The sequence below is a fragment of the Paenibacillus sp. FSL F4-0097 genome (assembly GCF_038593125.1).
Taxonomy (GTDB): Bacteria; Bacillota; Bacilli; order Paenibacillales; family Paenibacillaceae; genus Paenibacillus_AQ; species Paenibacillus_AQ odorifer.
The window spans coordinates 532,591-557,110 of record NZ_CP151965.1 but is presented as its reverse complement, the minus strand read 5'-3'; the positions used below and the strand labels follow the sequence as shown (position 1 = coordinate 557,110).

21 protein-coding genes and 1 riboswitch are annotated in these 24,520 nt (G+C 45.0%); of the genes, 6 read left to right on the top strand and 15 right to left on the bottom strand.

The window, feature by feature from the left end; all coding sequences use genetic code 11:
• Positions 1 to 26 precede the first annotated feature (26 nt).
• From MHH86_RS02460 to MHH86_RS02440, 5 genes are all read right to left on the bottom strand, one after another.
• Complete coding sequence (locus tag MHH86_RS02460; RefSeq protein WP_036682524.1) at positions 27 to 407, bottom strand: RidA family protein; 381 nt, start codon at positions 405 to 407, stop codon at positions 27 to 29.
• Between the two features lie 93 nt (positions 408 to 500).
• Complete coding sequence (locus MHH86_RS02455; protein WP_038568515.1) at positions 501 to 1,166, bottom strand: oxidoreductase; 666 nt, start codon at positions 1,164 to 1,166, stop codon at positions 501 to 503.
• A 19-nt stretch (positions 1,167 to 1,185) separates the two neighbouring features.
• Complete coding sequence (locus MHH86_RS02450; RefSeq protein WP_036682545.1) at positions 1,186 to 2,451, bottom strand: MFS transporter; 1,266 nt, start codon at positions 2,449 to 2,451, stop codon at positions 1,186 to 1,188.
• 104 nt (positions 2,452 to 2,555) lie between these two features.
• Positions 2,556 to 3,968 carry an ATP-binding protein gene (locus tag MHH86_RS02445; protein ID WP_038568513.1) on the bottom strand — a complete coding sequence of 471 codons (1,413 nt, stop codon included), beginning with the start codon at positions 3,966 to 3,968 and terminating at the stop codon, positions 2,556 to 2,558.
• Positions 3,969 to 4,135: 167 nt separating this feature from the next.
• Positions 4,136 to 4,339, bottom strand: a complete 204-nt coding sequence (locus MHH86_RS02440) for a CsbD family protein (RefSeq protein ID WP_036682530.1) — start codon at positions 4,337 to 4,339, stop codon at positions 4,136 to 4,138.
• Positions 4,340 to 4,799: 460 nt separating this feature from the next.
• Between MHH86_RS02440 and MHH86_RS02435 the strand changes: the two genes are divergently transcribed.
• The 5 genes from MHH86_RS02435 (at position 4,800) to MHH86_RS02415 (ending at position 10,734) form a co-directional block, all read left to right on the top strand.
• Positions 4,800 to 5,693, top strand: coding sequence for a hypothetical protein (locus tag MHH86_RS02435; protein WP_036682532.1), 894 nt, complete (start codon positions 4,800 to 4,802; stop codon positions 5,691 to 5,693).
• Positions 5,694 to 5,741: 48 nt separating this feature from the next.
• Positions 5,742 to 7,622: an FAD-dependent oxidoreductase gene (locus tag MHH86_RS02430; protein WP_036682533.1), complete on the top strand. Its 1,881-nt coding sequence runs from the start codon at positions 5,742 to 5,744 to the stop codon at positions 7,620 to 7,622.
• Positions 7,623 to 7,797: 175 nt separating this feature from the next.
• On the top strand, positions 7,798 to 8,316 hold the full coding sequence (locus MHH86_RS02425; RefSeq protein WP_339211244.1) for a hypothetical protein: 519 nt from the start codon (positions 7,798 to 7,800) through the stop codon (positions 8,314 to 8,316).
• Positions 8,317 to 8,332: 16 nt separating this feature from the next.
• The gene (locus MHH86_RS02420; protein WP_036682537.1) at positions 8,333 to 9,313 is read left to right on the top strand and encodes a polyprenyl synthetase family protein; all 981 of its coding nucleotides are present in this window, start codon (positions 8,333 to 8,335) and stop codon (positions 9,311 to 9,313) included.
• Between the two features lie 305 nt (positions 9,314 to 9,618).
• Positions 9,619 to 10,734 (top strand): IS110 family transposase, encoded by a 1,116-nt coding sequence (locus MHH86_RS02415; RefSeq protein ID WP_036683961.1) that lies wholly within the window; start codon positions 9,619 to 9,621, stop codon positions 10,732 to 10,734.
• Positions 10,735 to 11,381: 647 nt separating this feature from the next.
• Here the strand turns inward: MHH86_RS02415 and MHH86_RS02410 are convergent.
• The 10 genes from MHH86_RS02410 to MHH86_RS02365 form a co-directional block, all read right to left on the bottom strand.
• Entirely contained in the window at positions 11,382 to 12,266 is an 885-nt protein-coding gene (locus MHH86_RS02410) for a UbiA-like polyprenyltransferase (protein WP_036681005.1), read from the bottom strand.
• Positions 12,267 to 12,304: 38 nt separating this feature from the next.
• A complete protein-coding gene (locus tag MHH86_RS02405) occupies positions 12,305 to 13,591 on the bottom strand; it encodes an aspartate aminotransferase family protein (protein ID WP_076101346.1) in 1,287 nt (428 codons plus the stop codon).
• Positions 13,592 to 13,688: 97 nt separating this feature from the next.
• Positions 13,689 to 15,614 (bottom strand): U32 family peptidase, encoded by a 1,926-nt coding sequence (locus MHH86_RS02400; protein WP_038568508.1) that lies wholly within the window; start codon positions 15,612 to 15,614, stop codon positions 13,689 to 13,691.
• A gap of 43 nt (positions 15,615 to 15,657) precedes the next feature.
• Positions 15,658 to 16,449: an energy-coupling factor transporter transmembrane component T gene (locus MHH86_RS02395; RefSeq protein ID WP_036681014.1), complete on the bottom strand. Its 792-nt coding sequence runs from the start codon at positions 16,447 to 16,449 to the stop codon at positions 15,658 to 15,660.
• Positions 16,442 to 17,344 carry an ATP-binding cassette domain-containing protein gene (locus tag MHH86_RS02390; protein ID WP_076215095.1) on the bottom strand — a complete coding sequence of 301 codons (903 nt, stop codon included), beginning with the start codon at positions 17,342 to 17,344 and terminating at the stop codon, positions 16,442 to 16,444. Before MHH86_RS02390 ends, MHH86_RS02395 begins: the two co-directional genes overlap by 8 nt.
• The gene (locus MHH86_RS02385; RefSeq protein ID WP_051491165.1) at positions 17,335 to 18,189 is read right to left on the bottom strand and encodes an ATP-binding cassette domain-containing protein; all 855 of its coding nucleotides are present in this window, start codon (positions 18,187 to 18,189) and stop codon (positions 17,335 to 17,337) included. Before MHH86_RS02385 ends, MHH86_RS02390 begins: the two co-directional genes overlap by 10 nt.
• Before the next feature lie 29 nt (positions 18,190 to 18,218).
• Positions 18,219 to 18,776 (bottom strand): Gx transporter family protein, encoded by a 558-nt coding sequence (locus MHH86_RS02380; RefSeq protein ID WP_036681020.1) that lies wholly within the window; start codon positions 18,774 to 18,776, stop codon positions 18,219 to 18,221.
• A complete protein-coding gene (locus MHH86_RS02375) occupies positions 18,760 to 19,149 on the bottom strand; it encodes a NusG domain II-containing protein (RefSeq protein ID WP_036681022.1) in 390 nt (129 codons plus the stop codon). Before MHH86_RS02375 ends, MHH86_RS02380 begins: the two co-directional genes overlap by 17 nt.
• An 819-nt stretch (positions 19,150 to 19,968) precedes the next feature.
• Positions 19,969 to 20,904 (bottom strand): alpha/beta hydrolase, encoded by a 936-nt coding sequence (locus tag MHH86_RS02370; protein WP_339211242.1) that lies wholly within the window; start codon positions 20,902 to 20,904, stop codon positions 19,969 to 19,971.
• Positions 20,905 to 21,053: 149 nt separating this feature from the next.
• A complete protein-coding gene (locus tag MHH86_RS02365) occupies positions 21,054 to 23,279 on the bottom strand; it encodes a choice-of-anchor A family protein (RefSeq protein WP_342479624.1) in 2,226 nt (741 codons plus the stop codon).
• A gap of 108 nt (positions 23,280 to 23,387) precedes the next feature.
• Positions 23,388 to 23,478: riboswitch (cyclic di-GMP riboswitch) on the bottom strand.
• A 390-nt stretch (positions 23,479 to 23,868) separates the two neighbouring features.
• Between MHH86_RS02365 and MHH86_RS02360 the strand changes: the two genes are divergently transcribed.
• A complete protein-coding gene (locus tag MHH86_RS02360) occupies positions 23,869 to 24,366 on the top strand; it encodes a hypothetical protein (RefSeq protein ID WP_143758698.1) in 498 nt (165 codons plus the stop codon).
• The last annotated feature ends 154 nt before the right edge of the window (positions 24,367 to 24,520 follow it).

The following is a 24,520-nucleotide window of genomic DNA, read 5'->3' as shown; positions in this document are numbered from 1 at the left end:
ATTAATTTAGAAGTGCGAAATCATATTTATTTTTTACGCGCTACCGCTTCGATCTCAACAAGGCCATCTTTTGGCAGACGGGCAACCTCAATGGCACTGCGGGCAGGATAAGGTTCTTTAAAGAAGGTGCTGTAAACCTCATTAACTGCTGCAAAATCATTCATATCCTTTAGGAATACAGTGGTCTTCACTACATGATCCAGTGATGCACCAGCCTCCTCAAGAATAGCTTGTACATTGCTAAGTGCTTGACGAGCTTGTTCCTGAACGCCTTCAGCCAAATTCCCTGTCTCTGGATTAAGGCCCAGCTGTCCTGAAGTGTATACCCAACTACCGGTGGTAATGGCTTGACTATAAGGACCAATGGCTCCAGGTGCTTTTGTAGTAGCTACTTGTTTTTTACTCATCTTGTTACCCCTCTCCATTAAACGCTGATCATTTATTGTCCATTGTAAGTCCTGTTCTCACCGTAATGCAAATTTATTAGCAGCCCGAAAAACTTATCGTTTTCCAATCACATGTATTACTTCATTCGTGTAGATATGCAAACCATGCGTGTCAGCAGAGGCAATGTTAACCATAGCTCTCGCCACAGTTACACCAGGAATGGCACGATATTTAGCTGCTTTGCCAACCATTACAAACTCCAGCGCTTTCATCAATCTAGCCGCGACGCGTTCTCCCAGTCTGAATTCCTCACGATGACCCAGCAGCAAGGATGGCCGAAACAAATGCAGCCCTTGAAAACCGATTTTGCTTAACGCTTCCTCTGCTCTACCCTTAGTCCGACTGTAGAAATTGCGCGATTTGGCATCTGCCCCCATGGATGAAACAACCAAAAACTGTTTAACACCGTGATCTCTCGCAATAGTAGCAGCTGCAAGCGGATAATCCAGATCAACACGTTCGAACTTCTCTTGTGAACCTGCCTTCTTGATCGTAGTCCCGAGGCAACAGAAGATGGAATGAACGCCTTCGAACGAATCGCTATACTCCGCCAGGTTCTCCCAATCCACAACGATTTGCTTAAGCTTGGGATGTTCTAAAGCTAATGGAGTCCGTACAAGCACTCTCACCTCACCCCAACCTTCACGATTCAGCAATTCCTCCGTAACCGCTTTCCCTACTAACCCAGTAGCCCCTAATACCAACGCAATCCTTAACATGGAATAGTCCCCTTTACTTCTATTCGTCCTTTAGAATACGACGGCCCAGCAGGAAGGCAAGAGCAATCATAAGCGTTCCCACTACCAACTGCATACCGTATACTTGGGTCCATTGCGGCCAGTGGGCAATTTTTTCATACAACTGTCCCCCGATAAGCGGGCCAAAAAAGGATGATAAACCCGTAAGCGCCGCATAGGTCGCCATATACATAGGCCGTTCTTTTTTCGGCGTGTCCCCAATAATAAAATTAAAGGCCAGCTGGTTGAAACCGCCTACACCTACACCAAAAACAATATGAGCGGCAAACAACACCAACAGCATCGGCAGCACAGACAAGAGTCCCCACATTAAAGAGGACAAGGCAATAATCGGCAACGTAAAGAACAACAGACGTTTATTGCTATATTTTGCATTTAGATTGCCCCAAACGTAGAAACTGGCCATCATAAAAAGAGTCTGGGACACATTAAGCAGTGATAACGTTTCATAATTTATATGAAGTAACTGCAACATGACATACGAGTATAGCGGAACAGTTAGATTCTGCAGCAGCAACCAGGCGGCCAGAAACAAAGTAGACTTCATAAATAAAGTATCTTTAAGCGGTTTCTTAAACATCGGCAAAAATTTATGTTCTTCCGATTTCTCGAAAGGCACGTCGGGATAAAAAAAGAATACAACGACGTTAGAGATCGCGAAGATCCACACAACAATATAAAGAATCAGAAAGCCATGGCTCCCGGGATAACGATCCAAAACGATACCCCCACCATACATTACCAGACTACCGAGTGCATTCAGGAACGTATTACGAATCCCAAAATAACGTCCGCGCACACGTGCTGGAACAAGATCGCTGATCACAGAGCTCCACAGCACACCACCCGCCGTATTGGCAATAAATGCAGTAGTATATAAGGCTATAAAAGCCATGACCCAATACTCTTTAGGAAAAATAAACGGAATTAGCCCCGTAGAACTCCAAAGTATCCTATGCAGGCCGATAAAAGTAACCATAGCCCATTTGCGGCTTGGCAGCTTCTGAATCAAAAAAGCTACCCCGATCTGCATCACATTAACCAAGGTGGTAAGCGCTAGCACAAATCCAATTTGACTTGAAGTGGCTCCTAAATATAGTAGGAATCCTGTTAGAAACTGCCCTTGCAGCAGTACCTGGAAAATGGTCGATGGCACACCTTCCCAGGTAGCAATGCGCAAATTTCTGCGATGTACTGAGGTTTTACGGACACGCTTTGAACTAGTAACTGTGTGCTTAGTTTCCATGTTGTTCATAGAGAGGGGTAACACTCCTTTGATGCGGCATTTGCTTCATTCTACTCCGCATCAATCTACTGTCAATACGCCAAATTAACAAATAATATTGGAGCTTACTCTTCTATGATTTCGAGGGGTAAATAAAGCGAAAAACGGCTCCCTTTACCTTCCTCACTTTCTAAAGTAATGAAACCTCCGAGCAGTCTGGCCAAATCATTACTAATAGAAAGCCCTAATCCTGTTCCGCCATATTTTCGACTAATTGTTCGATCCGCCTGTTGGAAGGCTTCAAAGATCATGGCATGCTTCTCTGGTGCAATACCAATACCGCTATCTTCTACCTCAAATACAATCCAATGCTTCACAATAGCTCTTTCCCCACGTTCCTCTTGACGAATACGGAGTGCGACATGGCCAGACTTTGTAAATTTAAAAGCATTAGAAAGCAAATTGCGCAGGATTTGCTGAATCCGCTGCGGGTCGGAATGAATCATTTGTGGAACATTTTTTTCCATATCAATATTAAATTCCAGTTCTTTTTGTTTCGCTGTCACAGCGAACTGCATAGCCAGAATCTCTGGAATCTCACTAACACTTAAATCTTCATTAATAATATCTAATCGACCTGCTTCCACTTTGGACAGATCTAATATATCGCCAATAATCATCAATAATTCTTCACCAGAACGGCGGATAATAGCTGCATACTCCCTCATTTCTGCTTCCGTAAGAGAATTATCATTGTCTTCAATTAATTGCGATAAATTAATAATGCTATTCAGTGGCGTTCTAAGCTCATGAGACATATTTGCCAGAAATTCCGATTTAAATTGCGAAGCCATCATTAACTGATCGGCACGCTCTTCAAGCTCGATCTTATTCTTATGCAGCTCCTCCGTCTGGGCAGACAGCTGTTCATTAGCACGCTCAATCTGTCCATTCCGCAAGAGACCCAATTGAAAGTCACGGATAATTAAGGAGAATAGAACACTTAGAATCAATCCGGCAGGGAAAGTAATCGGCATAATCTCTTTTATGTACTCTGGGGCGGGGATCACACCAAACACCATAATGTTGATTGCGTTCATTACATTTATGACTAGAATCACGATCAAACCTTTGTTCACCATACATAAGTTAGATCGTCTGACCCAGTAGCTAAGCGCAGCACAAACAAATCCTAGAATGGACAGATTAATGGTTCCGGCCATCGCCGCCTCATTTACTCCAAAAGTTAACCGTGTAAGACCTGTTCCTATACCGATCAAAACAAGAATGAAAGGATGCGGATAAGCCAGCGTTGATATAATAAGTGGCACAAAACGTAAATCAAAAATCACATGCTCACCCAGCCTATATCCAAAAAGAGTACTAATCCACCCGGCAAAAATGGCCAGTAATACCCAGCTTACCTTTTTTATTCCTACACTTGCATTTGAAATGGTGTTTTTATATATAAGATTAGCCAAATAGGCTACAGCTATTAGCATTGCGGTGTTTCCAAAAAATATTTTAAGATAACCCATAGATTCACTCCCACCTCGGCAAAATAAAATACAACTTTCATCTCATAATACTACCATACTAAAGCCCCATTCGATAACTAACGCCCATGGACGCAGAAGAAGAGCGCAAATCAGATGCGATTTGCGCTCTTCTTCTGGAATTTTATATTAACGTCATTAGTAATGAATTAATCGCGGTAGGAACGTCCCCAGGTTTGGTACTCTTTCTCCGCGTCTTCTTTCGTATGTCCATAACGTTCTTGTAGTTTACCTACTAATTTATCCTTTTCACCGTCAATTACGTCAAGATCATCATCTGTAAGCTTGCCCCATTGCTTCTTGGCCTCGCCTTTGAGCTGTTTCCATTTTCCTTTAAATACATTGTTGTCCATTATAAGCTCATCTCCTTAGCTGAATTAATTAGGGTAGGATTGTTATCCCGTGTTACCTTTACTTACCCTTCCCCATTCGCTATGAATCTTTCCACATTTCAAGACATTCGCAAATTAAGTCGTATTCTGTCACATATATTTTTAAATATATGTATTCAAATCTTTTAAAATTTGATATAATCCAGATATAAATTAAATATTTAATTTTTTAAGTGATTTATTTCACAATGGTTTTCCTAGTCCATGTGCTAGAATGCCATCGGAGATAAAACAACATCATTAAATTTTTTCCTAATGTATGCCGATATAAGTCAAGATACTGTTACAAATGGGTAATAACGCATGAGATTAAAGTGACAAATATCATTTATAAAGTGATTTTTATCACTTCGCTCGACTATTAAAATGTTTTACATTTTAATATATATATTTTAAACTATATTTTTGGAGGTCATTTGAAATGAAAAAAGCTTCTGTTATCTTGTCGAGCGCACTTATCCTTGGATTGCTCGCAGGTTGTGGTAACAACACAGACAACGCCGCAGCCCCTACTAACGCACCAGCTGAAACAACTGCTCCTGCAACAAATTCCGGTAACGCTGGAACTGAAGCTGGACAGTACAAAGACGGAGTTTACTACGGTACTGCTGACGTTGATGCTAAAACTGGCTGGCAATATTTCGCACTCTTAACTGTAGAAGGTGGAAAGATCACTAAAGCTGACTGGGATGCCTTTAACGTTAACACTGCAGGCGACCTGAAGAAAAAAGTTTCCGAAGATGGTAAATATGGCATGAAAGCTGGCGGTGCTTCTTCTGAATGGCACGAGCAAGCAGCTAAAGCTGAAGAATTCCTGATCGAAAAACAAGATCCAGCAGCTATAACTTTTGATGCTGAAGGGAAAACTGATGCCATCTCTGGTGTATCCGTACACGTATCTGACTTTGTAAAAGCTGCTCAAGCTGCTCTTGCTGCTGGTCCAGTAGAAGCTGGTCAATATAAAGACGGAGGCTACCATGCTGAAGGCGAAATGGACGCTGAATCCGGTTGGAAATCCACTGTTGACCTGACTGTTGCTAACGGTAATGTTGTAGCTGTTAAATTCAGTGGTTTGAATGCTGCTGGCGATGACAAGAAGCAATTCTCCGTTGATGGTAAATATGGTATGAAAGCTGGCGGCGCTTCTGCTGAATGGCATGAAGAAATCGCTTTGGCTGAAAAATACTTCCTTGAAAACAAAGGTGTTGCTCCAACGCTTGATGCTGAAGGCAAAACTGATGCAATTTCCGGCGTGAGTATTCATGTTGGTGAATATTTTACACTTGCAGAAAAAGCACTCGAAGGCGCGAAATAATTTCGCAGGACCTTCTGCAGCTAATCAGACGAATGAGGTGAATTTCTCTTGAAGAAGATAGTCATTTTGGGCGGCGGCTACGGCGGCGTACTCACGGCTAAAAAACTGGCAAAGAAATTTAAGAAAAACAAAGATGTTGAAATTACACTGATCGACCGGAATCCATATCACACTCTATTGACTGAGCTGCATGAGGTTGCCGCGAACCGTGCTCCAGAGGATTCAATCAAGATCGATCTTAAGAAGATTTTTGCGGGCCTTAAAGTAGATGTTGTTCTTGATGAGATCAGCAATATCGATTTCAAAAGCAGAAAACTTAAATCCGATAAAGCTACCTACGCTTACGATTACCTTGTAATCGGCACAGGTAGCAAACCAACCTTCTTCGGCATTCCAGGCGCAGAAGAAAACACCTTCTCCTTCTGGTCTTACGATGATGCGGTAGCATTGAAACGTCAAATCCGCGATATGTATACCAAAGCGGCTATGGAGAAAAATCCAGCTGTACGTCGTGCTATGCTAACCTTCGTTATTATCGGTGCCGGCTTTACTGGTGTCGAGCTAGTTGGTGAAATGGCTGAACAACGCGAGGAATTATGCAAGGAGTTCTTTATCGACCCATCCGAAGTAAGACTGATTGTGGCTGATATGGCTCCGAAGATTCTGCCTATCCTTCCAGATAAGCTGATTCAAAAAGCTGAAGCTCGCCTTCGTAAGCTGAACGTAGAAATCGTGACTGGCGCTAAAATCACCGAAGTAGGCAATGGTAGTGTTGCACTTGGTGAGAAAAACGTTGTCGATTCCCAAACAATTGTTTGGACTGCTGGTGTTGAAGGCTCCGAAATCGTTGGTGGACTTGAAGTACAACAACAAGGCCGCAAACGGATTGTTACGAATGAGAACCTGGAAAGTGTAGATCATAAGAACGTTTACGTAGTAGGGGACAACATTTTCTACATTCCTGAAGGTGAAACTCGTCCTGTACCACAAATGGTTGAGAACGCTGAACAAGCAGCTCCGATTGTTGCTGGCAACATTGCCGCTGACATTCAGAACACTGCTAAAAAAGCTTACAAACCAGGTTTCCACGGTACAATGGTCTCCATTGGTAGCCGCTACGGTGTAGCAAATGTTGGTCTGCCAGGTAAGTTCTTTATGCTTACTGGATTCATGGCAATGCTATCCAAACACTTTATTAATATGTTCTACCTGTCTCAGGTTGTCGGATTCAATAAAGTATGGACATATATGATGCATGAGTTCTTCCATGTTGAGAACCGCAAGAGCTTCTTGGGTGGTCACTTCTCCAAACGTTCACCTAATTTCTGGCTCGTACCACTTCGTGTTCTACTTGGTGGTATGTGGTTATACGAAGGTATTGAGAAGATCCAAAAGATTTGGAAAGATCCAGATAAGATTTTCTTGATTCCAGCTGCTCCTTTTGCAACGGATGCTTCATCAGCAGCCAGTGTTGCAGTAGATGCAGTTAAAGACACCGTAGATGCACAATCTGCAGCTTCAGCAGTATCCACTGCAAAAGAAGCTGTTGAAGCGTTGCCTGTACCTAACTTCGTATACAACATTACAAACTGGTTCATGGATTTGATGTTCTACAACAACGACGGAAGTTACACTTTCCTCGCGAAATGGTTCCAAATCGGTATGGTATGTGCAGAAATCGTCTTCGGTATTATGCTCATCGTTGGTCTCTTCACTGCACTCGCTTCTATAGCGACTGTCGCCATGTCGGTCATGATTTGGTCAACCAAAATGGCATCGACAGAAATGTTATGGTACGTTGCTGCTGGTATTGCCTGCATCGGCGGATCAGGAAGCACACTTGGTCTAGACTATTATGTACTTCCTTGGCTTAAGAAACAGTGGAAGAGAATTCCGCTCGTCAGACGATGGTATCTATACACCGACTGATAATAAAACCCTGAATTAGTGTAATTTATCATATAGAACATATGTGCAAATTGTATTTTATTAGGGTTAAATATGGATATACTTCAGAGTAATGTGTCCCTAGGACACATTACTCTCCTTATTTACAAGAAGAAAATAACCTTCCTAATCCTAGGAAATGGTGGTTTTTTCTTGAATGAATGGTTTTGTAGGGATGATCGGGTATGGTTTCTTCCGGCAAAACCGACAAGAAGGAGAGAATCTTGTGAACAAACAACTCATAGAAGATACCCTCCGGTTGTTGCATACTGAAATGTCACCTATTGCCGGAATTGAGCTTCAGCCCTCTCCGGCTGCATGTGAACAGTTAATCTCGGTACTGGAACGCCATGATCTGGAATACAGCCGCAAAGTCAATTTGCTGGGTATTTACACTATTCTCACTTTGGCAGCAGAGCGCCATATGGAATGTATCCCACATCATCCCGACCTTACACGCAACATTTTGGATGGAGATTATTTGTATAGCTTTTACCTGCAGTTTGCGGTGAAATGCCGTGAGCTCGACTTAGTTGCTTATCTAGCTCCTTCGATCAAAAAAATGCAGATTAGACGGTCAAATGGAGACTTCGCGGAACATGATCCAGCTACTGGAATCGAAGAGTTCTTGATCCAAGAGTGCAGACAGCGTAATCGCACAAGCAAAGCCATTTGACAGGTGGGATCCATAAATGAAGCTGCATGAGGCCTTAAATATAGACATAAATGAAATCAACCGCGAAATCGTAAACCTTGTGGCGCGTGATAAAGATGTACCTAAGAAATCTCAGCTCGCGCAAAGTGTTCTAGAGCTTATAAATTCCGGTGGTAAACGCCTTCGTCCCCTCATGGTCATTGTTGGCAGTCGGTTTGGCCGTAAGGATACCGGCCGCAGAGCGCTTCAATTAGCTGCTGCTGCTGAATTTATTCATGCCGCCTCATTAATTCATGATGATATCATTGACCGTTCAGAGTTACGGCGGGGCGTACCCGCCTTACATATTAAGACGGGTACATTGTCAGCAGTACATGTTGGTAATTACATGTCCGCTCGGGTCATCGAGCTGCTGAGCAAATATACAGGAGATAAAAACAGATACGTTCATGACTTATCCTCTGTAGCCACCGCTCAGCTGTGCCTGGGTGAATATCAGCAAATGGAACATGCTTTTGATTATGAAATTACAATGGATCAGTATTTGGAGAAATCCTTAAACAAAACCGCTCTTCTTATGGCAACCTGCTTACGGGTTGGTGCTTTGTCCACTGAAAGCACCGAAGAAGTTGCCAATCTCCTTTATAATTTTGGAGAAGCCTTAGGGATGTCCTTTCAGATACAAGATGACTTGCTAGATTTCACACAGTCCGCCGATGTCCTAGGCAAACCTGCCGGTAGCGACCTGCGACATGGTCAGGTCACCCTGCCAGTGCTGTACGCCTTGCAGGACCCTAAGCTCTCGCCTGTGATCCGTGCAATCGGCCCGGATTCTTCCGACGCTGAAGTAGCACATGTGCTCACCCTAATTAACAATAGCGATGCCCTCGCTCGCGCTGAACGGGTCAGCCAGAACTATCTGGATAAAGCTGCAGCTATTGTGCAGCAGCTCTCCTCCTACCCGGCGCATGCTGATCTGGAAACGTTGCTGCAATATTTTGCGGACCGTGATCGCTAAAGCGTACGTTCTAATACAAATAAAAACGGATACCTCCCATTCACTTGGGGGTATCCGTTTTTTTGATTTAAACACATCATTTCATTGATCTTGTCGCAAATTCAAACCGATATTTTTCCGCTTCAACAAGACAAGCTAAACACGCAAACGCAGCGTAGCGCACATGAGCTCGTTTAGTCATTCTACTCCATCGGACGTAATTAGTTATGATGAACGAAAGGCAGCCCCTGTTTCGCACACCGTAGGTTAAAATGGAAGTTAAAAGGACAACCATTACAGAGCTACATGCGAAAGGAGCTGTTACTATGAAGAATACCATAAAATACGTCGGTTTGGATGTGTCTAAAGAAAAAATTGCGGTGGCGATTGCAGATGAGGGTCGGGAACCCGCACGATATTATGGAGCCATCCCCCATACCCCAGATGCAGTGGCTCGAATGATTCGGAAACTCAAAGGTTCAGGGATTACACTGGAGGTCTGCTATGAAGCCGGGCCTACGGGGTACGACTTATACCGCTGGTTGACGAAGATGGGAATTTCCTGTGTGGTAATTGCACCTTCGCGTATGCCACAGCGTCCCGGAGATGCCATAAAAACCGACCGACGGGATGCAGAAAAACTGGCTCAGTTACACCGGGCTGGAGAATTGACTGCGATCTATGTGCCAACGCCAGAACTCGAAGCTTTACGAGATCTCATTCGTGCACGAGAAGATGCTAGGCAAGACCTACATCGGGCTCGGCAACGGCTCATTCATTTTCTATTGCGCCACCAAATTCACAAGCCAGAGGGTATGAAAAAACGCTGGACCAAAAGGTACCGGGAATGGCTCTCTATGCTGAAGTTTAATAATGTAGCTCAAGAACGGGTATTTACCGAATCCCTGCAACAGCTCCGGGAAGTGGAGGAGCGAATCAAGCGACTTGAAGCCGCAATGCGAGAAGAAGCACAGATCTGCCCTTACGCACCTGTCATTCAAGCGTTGCAAGGCCTGAGGGGAATCGCCCTGCTGACAGCTATGACTTTAGTTGTCGAGATTGGAAATTTCGAACGTTTTCGTTCACCGGCTCAGCTCATGAGTTACCTGGGACTCGTGCCACGGGAATATTCCTCGGGAGCAAGTACCAAAAGAGGGAGTCTTACAAAAGTCGGAAATTCCGGAGTGCGGCGCGCACTGGTGGAGTCCGCATGGAGTTACCGTCACCGCCCTGCCGTCAAGGGAGATTTAGCAGTGCGTCTTGAGGGCCAGAGTATTCATGTCCATGAAACGTCGTGGAAAGCCCAAGAACGGTTACACAGCAAGTATTTAAAATTAGTCAGACGCGGGAAACACCGAAATTTAACCATGGCAGCAGTGGGTCGTGAGTTAATTGGATTTATCTGGTCGATTGCGGTAGAGGCAGAACGAAAAATGGCGTAGGTGAAACGAAAAAAAATAAAAACATACCCAAAAGATTTGAATCCTTGGGGCATGGAGACAAAGAGAAAGGTTCGAGGAGAATCCGTGAATTCCCTGTGCACAGGATCCCTGATCTAACGTGCGAAATTAGTTTACGGAAGCTCCTTCGACGTAGGCATAATATGTGGTAACCAACCCACGGATAGCAGATTGCCAGCCGACGACTCGCATTTTGTCTCTGTGCCCAAGGGATTGAAAACCCTCTAGTTAAAGGGGAAAACAGGGGAATTGACTAATTCGTTCATAGCAGGGAAAACCTCCCTAAAATTAGCTACTAATCGCTCGAAAACTACGATATTAGGGAAAACCTTTCTAATAAAGTCCACTTTAGCATGCTTTTAAGAGTAACCAGCTATATTTCAGGGAGAAATTCCCTAAAACAGAGTTTAAAAATAATAAACGTAATAAGATTAGGGAGGTTTTCCCTAATCTTTGCATTTAGCTTCCCCCTTACAGAGCGGGGAGCGAGTCAACACAAAAAAGGAAAGCTAGCGTAGCCAGCTTTCCGATTCCTTTGCCTACCCCTTTTGGGTAGGCTATTGTCTTTTGTTGTTAGTTTGCGGGCAATGCGCCAATGCTCAGCCAGCCGGCTCACCAAAGCCAGCTCTCTAACTAACATAGAAAAAATCAATCAGCGTACACAATAATATCACTATGCTGATTACCTGATTTAGATTATAAGAAGCCACCTTCATCAGCTTACGATTCGAAGGTTTTATTATCTTATGCTCGGTCATCAGGAGCAATGTAGCGATGCCAATCCCAACCAGATACATCCAGCCGAGATCCTGCCATACGTATAGGAATAATAGCAGCATAATCATAATGAAATGTAGACCTTTGGCGATACGCAGCGCATTCTCTAATCCAAAGAAGCTCGGAATAGACCATAACCCATGCCGCCGGTCAAATTCAATGTCCTGAGTGCCGTAGATAATATCAAATCCGGCAATCCAGAGCATAACTACCGTTCCGATCACAAACGGTGTAAATGCGATATTTCCAGTTACGGCAAACCATGCACCAATCGGCGCGGAAGCAATGACAAAGCCTAAATATAAATGGCTGAGAAAGGTGAAACGTTTTGTATAAGAATAAGTCGATATCAATACGATTGCTACCGGCGATAAGAGCAGGCAGAGCAAGTTCAGCATGCCTGAAGCCACAATAAAGATGGCATAATTGACAATAACAAAGACAACCACTTCTTTTTCTGCCAGTAACCGTTGTGGCAAATGCCGATGTGCCGTACGAGGATTCTGTTCATCAAACGTACGGTCTGCCAGCCGATTGAATGCATTAGCGCCATTACGGGCACCGATCAATGCAATCAGACCCCAGATCATTACATGCCCTGATGGCCAGCCCCCAGCGGCCCACACCATAGAGATAATGGCAAACGGCAGCGAAAAAAGTGTATGAGAGAACATCACCAGTTCACTGAACATTTTCAGCTTTAGGCCTGCAGTTTTAAAAATGTTTAGAATAGCCATTCGTTTTCCTCTTTCTTCGCTACTTGAAATTCATTGTATTAGACATTAAGCTCCGCAAGGACTTCATTCAGGTTGTTAAGCAGCCCGTCGATATCCTCTTCCGTAATAATCATCGGCGGTTGAAAGGCTAGTACGTTGCGTCCTATACCATTTTTGCCGATCAGGTATCCTCTGTCTTTCATCGCTTCCAGCACTTGATCTGTAAGCGCCGCAGAGCCTTCAGCATTCTCACCAGCAAGCTCCGCTCCCAACATAAGCCCAATTCCCCGGACATCCACAATAAGCGAAGGATAACGCTCTTGAAGGGTCTTTAGCCCTGCTTTCAATTGTTCTCCGAGCAGCACTGAGCGTTCAGGAAGCCGTTCATAGCGAATATAATCAAGCACAGCCAGTGCTGTTGCAGCAGATACCGGATTGCCTCCAAAGGTTGAAGCCGACGGACGGTCCAGCGCAAGTGCAATCTCATCCGTTGTCGCAAAAGCCGCAACCGGAATTCCATTCCCCAGTGCCTTAGCCATACTTATAATATCGGGCACTACGTCAAAATGCTCCATAGCGAATATTTTGCCTGTACGACCAAATCCAGTTTGAATTTCATCAGCGATCAGAAGTACGCCGTATCTCTCCAGCAACATTTTGACCTCACTGAAGTAGGTTGGCGTTGGCATAATCATACCCCCATTGCCTTGGATTGGCTCTACGATCATCGCAGCGATAGTATTCCCCTTCTCCTCAAGCACTCGCTCCAGAGATTCCAGGGAGAGTGCAGCGGCTTCCTCCAGAGATAGTTCTGGATGATATGGGCGAGGAATAAACTCAACGTCATGATCCAAGTATTTATCGGTACGCCACATCGGCAGTCCTGTCACACTCATAGTTAGATTGGTACGGCCGTGTAGACCACTCTCCAATGCAATGAACCCCTTACGTCCTGTATACATCCGGGCGAGCAGCAATGCACCTTCATTAGCCTCTGAGCCGCTGTTCACGAAGAAGGTTCGGCGTAGACCGCCTGGCATAACCTCTTCCAGACGTTCAGCCAAATCCACATTTGGCTGAGTTAAATAGATCGTAGACGTATGCTGCAGCTGCTGCAATTGCTCAATCGTACGTCCAGTTATGGCTGGATTGCAGTGCCCACAAGCGACTACAGATACACCTGCGAAGAAATCTGTATATTGTTTGCCATTTTCATCATACACAAACTGCATCGAACCTCGCACAAGCTGAGGCGCATCGCGGTAAAAATGCTGTGTACACGGATAGAAATATTGCTTACGCTTCGCCACTACGGCTTCTCTTCCGATGAATTCTTGCTGTTCCATGATTAATTCCCTCTCTTCTTGTGAAAATAGTAACTTATTGATAGAGTACTGTGCATTCTTCTTACTAGCAGACGATATTTTGTCCCAAAAAATAGAATTAGTTAAATTGCAGCGAACCTAGAGTATAACCCGCATAAATGGGTTCAAGACCACCTAGCATGTCATCTTTCACTTCAGTACGATTCATAGCTTGTTGATAAGAAATTATAATTTCACGCAACTGCTGAGCACTATACGTCGCTCCTTCAATACGGAAGCTAGATATGCCTAGATCAATCATCTCACCAAGTAACGGTAAATAGCAGAGCTCTTTTGCGAACAAAAGATGGCAACGGCCGTGCTGATCACGATATACCGGATTCTCACCTTTGTCTGTTTTTAGAACCAATACATTATTGTGCACATATTGATTATCCTCTTCAGCGATAGGTTCCATTACTTCAGTATTCTCATAAAGGTCGTGCTCCATATACATTAGTGCAGGTGTACCATGTACAACAACTTCCAAAGGCGTGTCACAACGTGAGGCAAAGGTAGCAAAGTGCTCCAGCGTCATTTCCGGTGAAACCGAAAGCTGAGTCAAACCTAATTTTGCATATAATTGGGCGGAAAGATGATTGTAGACATTTAAACTACCATCTCCAATTAACGGATAACCTGTAGAGCTGTATCTGCGAATCGCTCCCAAATTAGTAACGATTATACCGTCGATCGGCAAGCGTTCTCCACCAAGCAATTGATCATATTGATCGAAATGCAGCTCGGTCATCATGCGTGGCAACCCTAAATATATTTTGCTATCGCCTTTTAATTCACCAAGTTCCTTAATATCACGTTTTGTAAAAGGTCTGTCCGGTTCAAATACATCGCCCGGCAAATACAGACTATCCACACCCAGTTCCAATACTACGCGCGCCTGTTCCATATTATTCACACGTACAGCCAGCTTCGCTTTTGTTGTCTTAGGCTTCTTTTCTTGCGCCAAACGTTCCCGCAATTCCTCTACACGTTTTTCAGATAGCTCACGTTCTGCGGTTGGTGTGCTAAATACTTTTCCAGTGCTATAGAATTTGCCCGTACCTTCATAACGACGGTTGATATTAGCTAACCCTGGTTTACCAAAAGCATAGGCTGTCGAAAAGTCGCGCTTGCGGTTGTTGTACAGTTCTTTGGTATCAACCGTACGATCAAAACCAATCGGATCATCGATATATCGGTCAATGGCTTCGCCGTAGCTATTCGCCAGCATCACCATAAATTCCTTATCACGCATACGGCCCTCAATTTTAAAAGAAGTAATGCCTGATTCAATCAATTCCGGAAGATGCTCATACATAAACATATCTTTGACAGCCAGTGGATATTCAGCAGGATATACATATCCGTCTTTTTTAACCCGATAATCCCAGCGGCAAGGCTTCATACATTTCCCCCGGTTGCTGCTCATACCAAAAACATGGGAACTAAAGTAACAATTTGCACCATGCACAGAGCACATATCTCCATGAATAAAATATTCCAGCTCCATGCCACTCCGCTGACCAAGCAGCTTAGCTGTCTGCAGGTCCATTTCCCGCGAGGTAACTACACGAGTTACACCCAGATCACGCAGCGCATAGATCATCTCCAGGTTGTGAACATTCATCATTACTGAAGAGTGAATAGGAAGGTTAAGCTCCATCTCCCGAATAAGCTCCAACACTGCCATATCCTGAACAATCAAGGCATCCGGCCGAGCACTATCAAGAAAACGCAGGTATTCTCTAGCTTCTTCCACATCTTCCTCACTAAAAAGATTATTCACAGTGATATACACTTTTTTGTCTAGACGGTGAGCGATATCAAGTGCCTCTACAATCTCTTCATGAGTAAGATTATAACCTTTACGCATCATTCTCATATTCAATACAGGTCCACCAAAATAAACTGCATCACACCGTGATTGGATCACTTCCTTGAAAATCTCAAACGTTCCTGCGGGTGCGAGTAATTCAACTTCTCTACCGTTAAAATAACGTGCCATTCAAGTTCCCTCCCAAGTTGATACTACTAATAGGGAATGAGTATTATAACAAAGCTACTGCAATTCCCATGACCACAAACATCCCAATAAAAACAGTATCGAATTTGCCCCACCTTAGGCGGTGATACCGACTGCGGGGAGCATCCATGCGAAAACCGCGGGCTTCCATGGAATACACCAGATCCTGAGCACGCCTAAAAGCACTGGCGATAATCGGGACCAGCAGGGAGACTAACATCCGTCCCTTTTCCTTCAAAGGCAGCTCTTTTAGATCGGCTCCCCTTGAGGCCTGCGCTTTCATTATGATCTGCGATTCATCTAGAATCGTAGGAATGAAACGAAGTGAAATGCTGATCATCAGCGTGATACGGTCAGGGGATAAGCCAAGCTTTTTGAAGGGTGTCAAGATCCCCTCCAACCCTTGATTCAGCTTCCCCGGCGTTGTTGTGAAGGTCAGAAGCGCTGTAAAGGTGATAAGAAAGAACATGCGGATGACCGAAAATGCCCCTAATCTTAGCCCTCCCTCATAGATAGACCAGGAACCAAGAGTCAGCACTACCTCCCCTGTCTTCACAGACACCACCTGCACAATAAAGATAAATAACATTAAATAACGTAAAGGCTTAGCTGCTTTCAGGAAGTATTTAAGCGGAATCCGCGTGGAAGCCATAACGGCTATCGAAAAAATAGCCAACACAGCCATGGCCATCCACGAACGTGAGAGCAGGATAACAGCTACGTATAATAGCATGCCAGTGATTTTGGCACGAGCATCCAGCTTGTGCACCCACGAGCCGGTCTCAATACTCCGACCTAAGATCAGTTTCTCATTCATGGTCATCCCTCTTTCCATCGGGCTTACCAGTGCTTATTGATTCCGCTGGCAGCGAAGCTATAAGCTCTGCCAGACTCTCAGCCGTCAAGCGGGGGACTTCATCCACAAGACCTAAATGATCAGCAACTGCACGCCAGTAACGAAGGGACTGCGGAACCGTCAAACCACACTGTTCCAGAATCGAAGGATCATCTGCAAGTGCCTTTACACTGCCCTGAAACGCCGTGCTGCCCTCTTTAAGTACAACCCAGCTGTCCGCATAGGGCAATAACTCATCCATCCGATGCGTAACGATAATGATCGTTCTGCCCTGCTCACGGCATAATCGCTCCAGCAAGCTGATTAGCTCTGCACGGCTAATGGGATCAAGCGTTGCCGTGGGCTCATCCAGAACGATGACCTCCGGGTCCATAGCTAGCACGGAAGCGATAGCCGCCTTACGCATTTGTCCACCGCTCAATTGAAAAGGATTCCGCTCCAGCAACGCGAGATCCAGCCCCATATCTGACATGGCCTGACGTGCACGTGACTTTGCCTCATCGAGACTCATACCGAAATTAAGGGGACCGAAAATGAGATCCTTTTCGACCGTATCTTCGAACATCTGCTGCTCCGGAAATTGAAATACCAATCCGACTCGGCGGCGCAGTGGCATTAGCTTAGGTGACTTCTCACCAGCCTGAATGGTTACATCAAGCACTTTTACCGTACCCTCGGTTGGTTTCAGTATCCCGTTAAACATTTGCAGCAGCGTCGATTTACCTGAGCCCGTCGCCCCCGCAATACCAACCATCGAGCCAATGGGTACACTGAGGTTAATGTCCCGGAGCGCCGTCAGCTTCCAGAGGCTTCGGTCAGCGTAGGTGTAACTTACTTGCTGTAATTCTATGGCCATAACGTGTCTATAAGCTCCTTTTCACTGATCGGAACATCCACATGAATACCCTGGTTCTGCAGCTCGCGTGCAAGGCGCCAAGGATAAGGTTCACGCAGATGGCATTTTTCCAGAAGCTCCTCGTTCCGGAACAACTCCGCCGGTGTAACATCTGCAGCCAAACTACCTCCATGCAGCGCAAGCACCCGATCCGATGCCAAAATCTCATCTGCATCATGCGTAATCATGAGGATCGTGTACTTCCCTTCTGCCCGCATATCCTGCAGAATGCCGAGAAGGTCATTTCTGCTTCCTTCATCCAACATAGAAGAGGCCTCGTCAAAAATGACGATGCCTGGTTCCATAGCAAGAATGGAAGCGATAGCAACACGCTGCTTTTGGCCTCCCGACAGCTCACCCGGATGCTTGGACAACAGATGATTTATTCCTAGTCTTGTCGTATAGGAGTGCAAACGTTCAGCCATCTCTTCGTACGGCAAACAAAGCCCTTCCAGGCCGAATAGGATATCTTCCTCTACAGTGGCTCCAATAAACTGATTATCTGGATTTTGGAACACCATTCCGATACATTGCCGAATGCTTCCGATCGTTTCCTCACTAAGCAGCATGCCACTAACCTCAATCTCACCAGCCCCCTTAGGCAGCAGAGCATTAAGCAGCTTGACCAACGTAGACTTCCCGCAGCCATTAGGACCAACCAAGCTGACCCATTGTCCTTGTGAGATAGATAACGTTATATTTTGAAGAATCGGATGCTCGGGATCATAGCCAAACGATACCCCATCCAGAGAGATGACTGCTTGTCCTTCTCCCTCTAAGTCTTGACCTTCGTATGATTCATTCATGTTAGTCATCCTTCCGCTGATGTGACTAATCAGTCCAAAAATTCTTCAAACAGCGATATTTTTGACAATGACGCCACCAAATAACGGACTGCATAGCCCACGGCAATTCCTGTTACTACCCCAGTGATCAGCAGCATGGGAAGATAATAAAAAATACTAAGTGATGCAAATACCATAGAAGCTGCCAGCAGCTGACCGATATTATGTGCAATCCCACCAGCTATACTAATTCCGATCAAGCTTATACTCTTACCTTTGCCACTAATCAGCATCAGCACAAACATAACAACAAAGCTAAAAAGTGAACCAAATAAACTAAACAGCAAGCTTGAGAAGGTACCTAGCAGAAATGCAGTAAGCAGTGTTTTGAGGATGACAAGCAGGAAAGCATCCCGTCCACGTAAAAAGTAAATACAAGTCAAAATCATAATGTTGGCCAGTCCGAGCTTAGCACCCGGCACCAGTCCCATCCCGGATAACGGAATCTGTGCCTCTATTAAACTTAACACTACTGCCACTGCGGCGAAAATCGCAATAATCACTGTTCTTTTTAAAGCTGTTGCAGATTCACTACTGGACATAGGCATCTATATCATCCTCCCCCGACGCACTGGTGATTTCGACTAATACTCTATGCGGTAGACAGACAATCGTCTGTTTGGGCAGGGTAATAAAACCAAAACCTAGGCAAACTTTATCAGCGCAATCGGCATCGTACATTTCAATCCCGTAATCATGCACCTTCAAAATGTTATAGCCGCGTTCCGTGCGGACCTCAATGGTTTGTTCTTCTTTTGTAAGCTTTACCGTTTTAAATAACTCACCGTCCACCGTTACATTGGCTATGAGATTTTTACCGGCCCCACCTTTGTCATCATTGTCCGAAAACCATCTCGGTACGAGAAAAGCGAGCGCAGCAATCAATACGATGGAAATCAGCCACACATCTGCGCGTTTCATAAAAATCTCCCTTATTTTTTAATTAAAATCCAGACTTATTAATTATAACGGTCTACCCTCAATCCTTCAATCAATGTTGGAGTTTATTGTCAGTTTTAGAGAGCTGTTCACAAAATAGGCACGCAAAATAACCCCAGCAGACACAAGCCCTTCGTCTCTGGCATTTTCAGTTGTAGTTTGTAGCGTTTGCAAAAATATCCAACTTACATTTTAGCCCATTTGCACCGAGATCGCCCATCTCCTCTGGTTTACTAGCTTTTCCGGAATAATTCACAATTAACCCAATTTAAGTTACTTTCGAAATCTAAGCGCTCCCTATCGAGGTTTGTTTCTCTCTAGAATCAAATAAACCTTATCTTGGAATTCATTATTATATTTGCCTTTTAAACAATAGTGTGTTATATTTATATGGTATTTGTTTTTCGATATATTGAATATCCCCACCAAGAAGATGTCAGGCCGACTATTATACACATCGGCATTTTGGACAAAGAGGCTTTATGTTTTCTTGCAGTACTCTTCCTTTTTATGAGATTAAATTCGAAATATAGCATTCCGATTCACACTGGCGCGGTCAATGGAGCCGCAAGGGCAAAAGAGAGGTAGGGCTTTTGTCGTATTGGAAGGATTATTCTCGCCACACGGCTGCTGGAAATAACAAGGAATCAAGACACCCGTTATTCACGAACGGCGGGGGATGAATATAACGAGAAAGCATGACGGTACGATCCTTATTCAAGGACTACGTCATGTGTGGAAAAATATAGGCGCCCGATAACCGCTACCTAGCGGATATCGGGCGCTGTCTACGTTCAGGACTTATTTTACATATCGGCTTACAAAAGCTGTTACTACATCTATATACCCCGCCTTATCCGTATCATAAGACAATCCATGCCCCGCTTGCGGCACTATGAGCCTCTCTTTTGGACTCTGGCATGCCTCATACAATTCATTCATCATAGCAAAAGGTACAAAGTTATCCGCATCCCCATGAATAAAAAGAATCGGAACCTTCGCTTTCCGCACTTGTTTTAATGTAGAGGCTTCACCAAAACCATACCCCGCCTTCAAGCGGGTGATTAGACTTGCACTTTGAACGAAAGGGAAACTTGGCAAACGATACATGCGTCGTAGTTGGTAAGATAATTGTGCTTTTACTGAGGTATAAGCGCAGTCCGCAACAATAGCTTTTACCTGCGGCGGAAGATCTTCCCCTGAGGTCATTAGCACTGTAGCACCGCCCATAGAAACACCGTGAAGCACAATTTGAGCACTAGACCCAGTCTTTTTAATCATGTATTCAATCCATTGCAAATAATCTTTTCGTTCCGGCCAACCAAAACCAATGTAATCCCCTGCGCTATCTCCATGCCCCCTTGCATCGGGAATTAGGATGTTAAAGCCTAAGTTCTCGTAGTAGATTTTGGCGTACGCCCCCATATCCTTTGCTTTACCTGAATAACCGTGGGCTAGAATGGCTGTGCGTCCCGCAGCACGATTAGATTGGAGTAAGAAACCTCTTAGTTTAAGTCCATCTGCAGATATGATCTCAATATTCTCGAAGCTCTGGCGAGAGACCCAATCTTTCCCCTCCCCCCAAGAAGCTCCGGCAACCGGAGGATCAGCCTTCAGATTAGGATTATTACTTAGAAATACCTTTGGTGCTCGTTTAATAGCAATACCATAGAAGAAAAATCCCACATAGATTAGAATCCCTATGATGATTACAGCGCTAATAATGAACCATATCAATTCGCCTTCGCCATCCCCTCTTCATTTCTTTTGCAACAAGAGTATACCATCTACTTAGAATGCACCAAACTATCGCAATCATGACATACAAATAGAGCCGCCATCGGGACACCCCCCGAAAGCGACTCTATGTTGTGCTCTACCGTTTATTATTTATTCTTTTTGGAGAACTTGGTTCTCATTAATAATCCGATAAGTGCAAAACCTAAACCTGCTACATAGTAAGGTGCAGGACTTGATTCACCCGTTTTTGGCAATTCCTTCACAGGTGGCTTACCTAATGGGATCGTATCGTCCACTACGATGATTTCATCAGGTGTTGGCGTTGGCGTTGGTGTCACTGCCGGTACCGGACCTAATGGGATCTCATCATCATCAACAAGTACTTCTGTGCTATTCGACGGTGTTGGTACTGGCGCTGGTGTCGGCGAAGCTACAGGCCCAAGCGGCACAGGATCTTCTGCAAGAACTATAGTGCCAATTACGGATGATGGCGTTGGTGTCGGGAACACCGAAGTCTCTGGTGTCGACGTTGGTGTTACCTCTGGAGTTGGTGTTACCTCTGGCGTTACCGTCGGTGTCGGTGTTGCTTCTGGTGTTACTGTCGGTGTCGGTGTTGCTTCAGGCGTTACCGTCGGTGTCGGTGTTACCTCTGGCGTTACCGTCGGTGTCGGTGTTGCTTCTGGTGTTACTGTCGGTGTCGGTGTTGCTTCAGGCGTTGGCGTTGGTGTCGGCGTCACTGTTGGCGTCGGCGTTGGTGTTGGCGTTGGCGTCGGCGTTGGTGTCACTGTCGGCGTTGGCGTCGGTGTTAGCGTCGGTGTCACTGTTGGCGTCGGCGTCGGTATTGGTGTTGGCGTCGGCGTCACTGTTGGCGTCGGCGTCGGTGTTGGTGTCGGCGTTGGCGTCACTGTCGGCGTTGGCGTCGGCGTCGGCGTTGGTGTCACTGTTGGCGTTGGCGTCGGCGTTGGTGTCACTGTCGGCGTCGGTGTTGGTGTCACTGTCGGCGTTGGTGTCACTGTCGGCGTCGGTGTTGGTGTCACTGTCGGCGTCGGTGTCACTGTTGGCGTCGGTGTTGGTGTCGGTGTCGGCGTCGGCGTCACTGTTGGCGTCGGCGTTGGTGTTGGTGTCGGCGTCACTGTTGGCGTCGGCGTTGGTGTCACTGTCGGCGTCGGTGTCACTGTTGGCGTCGGCGTTGGTATTGGCGTCGGTGTTGGTGTCGGTGTCGGCGTCGGTGTCACTGTTGGCGTCGGCGTTGGTGTTGGCGTCGGTGTTGGTGTCACTGTCGGCGTCGGTGTCACTGTTGGCGTCGGCGTTGGTATTGGCGTCGGTGTTGGTGTCGGTGTCGGCGTCGGCGTCACTGTTGGCGTCGGCGTTGGTGTTGGTGTTGGTGTTGGCGTCGGCGTTGGTGTCACTGTCGGCGTTGGCGTTGGTGTCACTGTCGGCGTTGGCGTTGGCGTCACTGTTGGCGTTGGCGTTGGTGTCACTGTTGGCGTTGGTGTCGGCGTTGGTCCAGGTTCATCACCATCGTATGGATAGTGGTGAAATTCACCACCACCAGTCCCTTTGAGTGAAGCCGCCACTAAAGTACCGTTAATCTGACCATTAATAAAATCAACATGAGCATAGGGGGCAAGTATGCTTCCCATTACACCTATGCCTGCCATATCCAGATACGCAGCTTGGCTAAAGTTAAGCAAAATTTTCTTGCTATTCAACACGTTATTAGGTAGAAATCCGAAGTTTTTCATTTTTACGTTAGAACCATCAATATTAATAATTGCTGTAGATCCTGAAGGAACATTTATTGTAATTCCATAGGTATTAGAGACGTTATCTCCTGGAACATTAAAAACATTGACCGCAGGATCTGTACCTGTCAGGGTAAGACTGCCATATTGGTACACTGTTGTTCCATTCGCCGGCAATGCTGCAAGTTCTGCTGATTTGTCCTTCAAAGACTGACCTACGGCTGAAAAGTCAATCGTACTCCCCTGTCTTTTTGTACCTCCCTTGAGGAGCGTTACATTCCCTGAAAAATCTCCCCCGTGCACGATATTCCCATAAACAGTACCTCCGTTGAAAGTAAGATTCCCTCCAACAACAAGTGTGTCAGTCAAGGAAACCTCAGCAGCGGTCAACCTATCTCCAACACTATAGTTGGTTAAGTTAACGTTACCTCCAGCAGCAAACCTTCCTTCCGTATCCGAAACCGTTGTTATATCCCCTAGAATAAACACGTTGTAGACCCCTGCAATTCCCAATGTAGAAGAACTACTAGCTCCAGCAACTCCAGCTCCTAATGAGGAAAGCCCACTACCTACCGTCAAAATCCCAGCTAATACAAGCGAGAGTAACGGTCTTATTCTTCTTTTCAAATGGCACACCTCCTAAAACTATGATTTATATTAATCAGAATAATTACCAGAAACTCTAAAGGACCTAACAACAAAAAAGACCGCCAAAAAGAAGTGGAATTCCCTTCTCATGGCAGTCGGACGGTCATTGTGCCTTTAAGACACTTTAGACTCCTGGACTTTGCGTCCCGCCCTTTCAGACGGTTTGCTATTATCATGACTATATATATGTATTACACTGCAAGTCCAGAACTGGTAGCCGAAGCATTCTCTCCAATAACCGTCTATGACTTTTAATACTTTTTGAATTAATAACAGTTTAGCGCCCGACACCCACAATTGTCAATCAATTCCTTTCGATGATCCCCCTCATTATTACCATACAAAAAAAGCGCCTAAAGGCGCTTCGCATAAGGTTTTTCATTAAATTTTAAAGTAACTGTATATAGCCCAATATGGATATCCATAAGGGAACACTCAGAATTAAACCAAAAAACAATCCACGCTGGAGGCTGCCCTCTTTTTCCATCATAATTCTCCTTTATGTGCGTCCGATACATTATTTTTTATTATTACAATTTTAATATAATTTATTCTTCGTTATTTACTTGTGAATTTAATCACATTTGATAAGCTGTTTAGAAATACCATTGATTATTTTTGGAATATCGGGGTAGAATACGAATATACGTTCCTATTAGAGGTGATGAGATTCATGCATAGAGCAGAAAGCAGGGACAACATGCTGGTGAAATCTTATTTATTGCTTCCGATGATTTTATCAGCTTTCGAACGGGACTCCGCCATTTTATCTACACACTTACGAACACCCGCCCCTTATCTGGAGGTGCTTGGAACAGCTGCTGCAGTAGCTACAACAGATCTAAGGGATGTTCGTGCAGAAATGAGAAGACGGGGAATCAAGGTGTATGAGCAAAACAGACTTAATACGGGAATTGAAGCCAAGTATATATGTCGTGGCTATCACGAACGAATGCTGCTGTTGAATGACATTGTTGCGGCTCAGGCTGCCATCCATATGCGCAGATACCTAGGGCTGGATATTTCCTCTTTTAAGAGTTACGAAGAACAGTATCAGATTAAATAAAGCTGTATAGAAGCCGCTCTACTCTCCCCCCAATCAATTAGTGAACAAAAAAATAGGCCTTACCATGGGAGTTGGCAAGACCTGAGAGAGATATACCACAAAACACTGGGGGGTGTTTGGTGTCTTCAATATATACCTCGAACCTGAAAAAAAG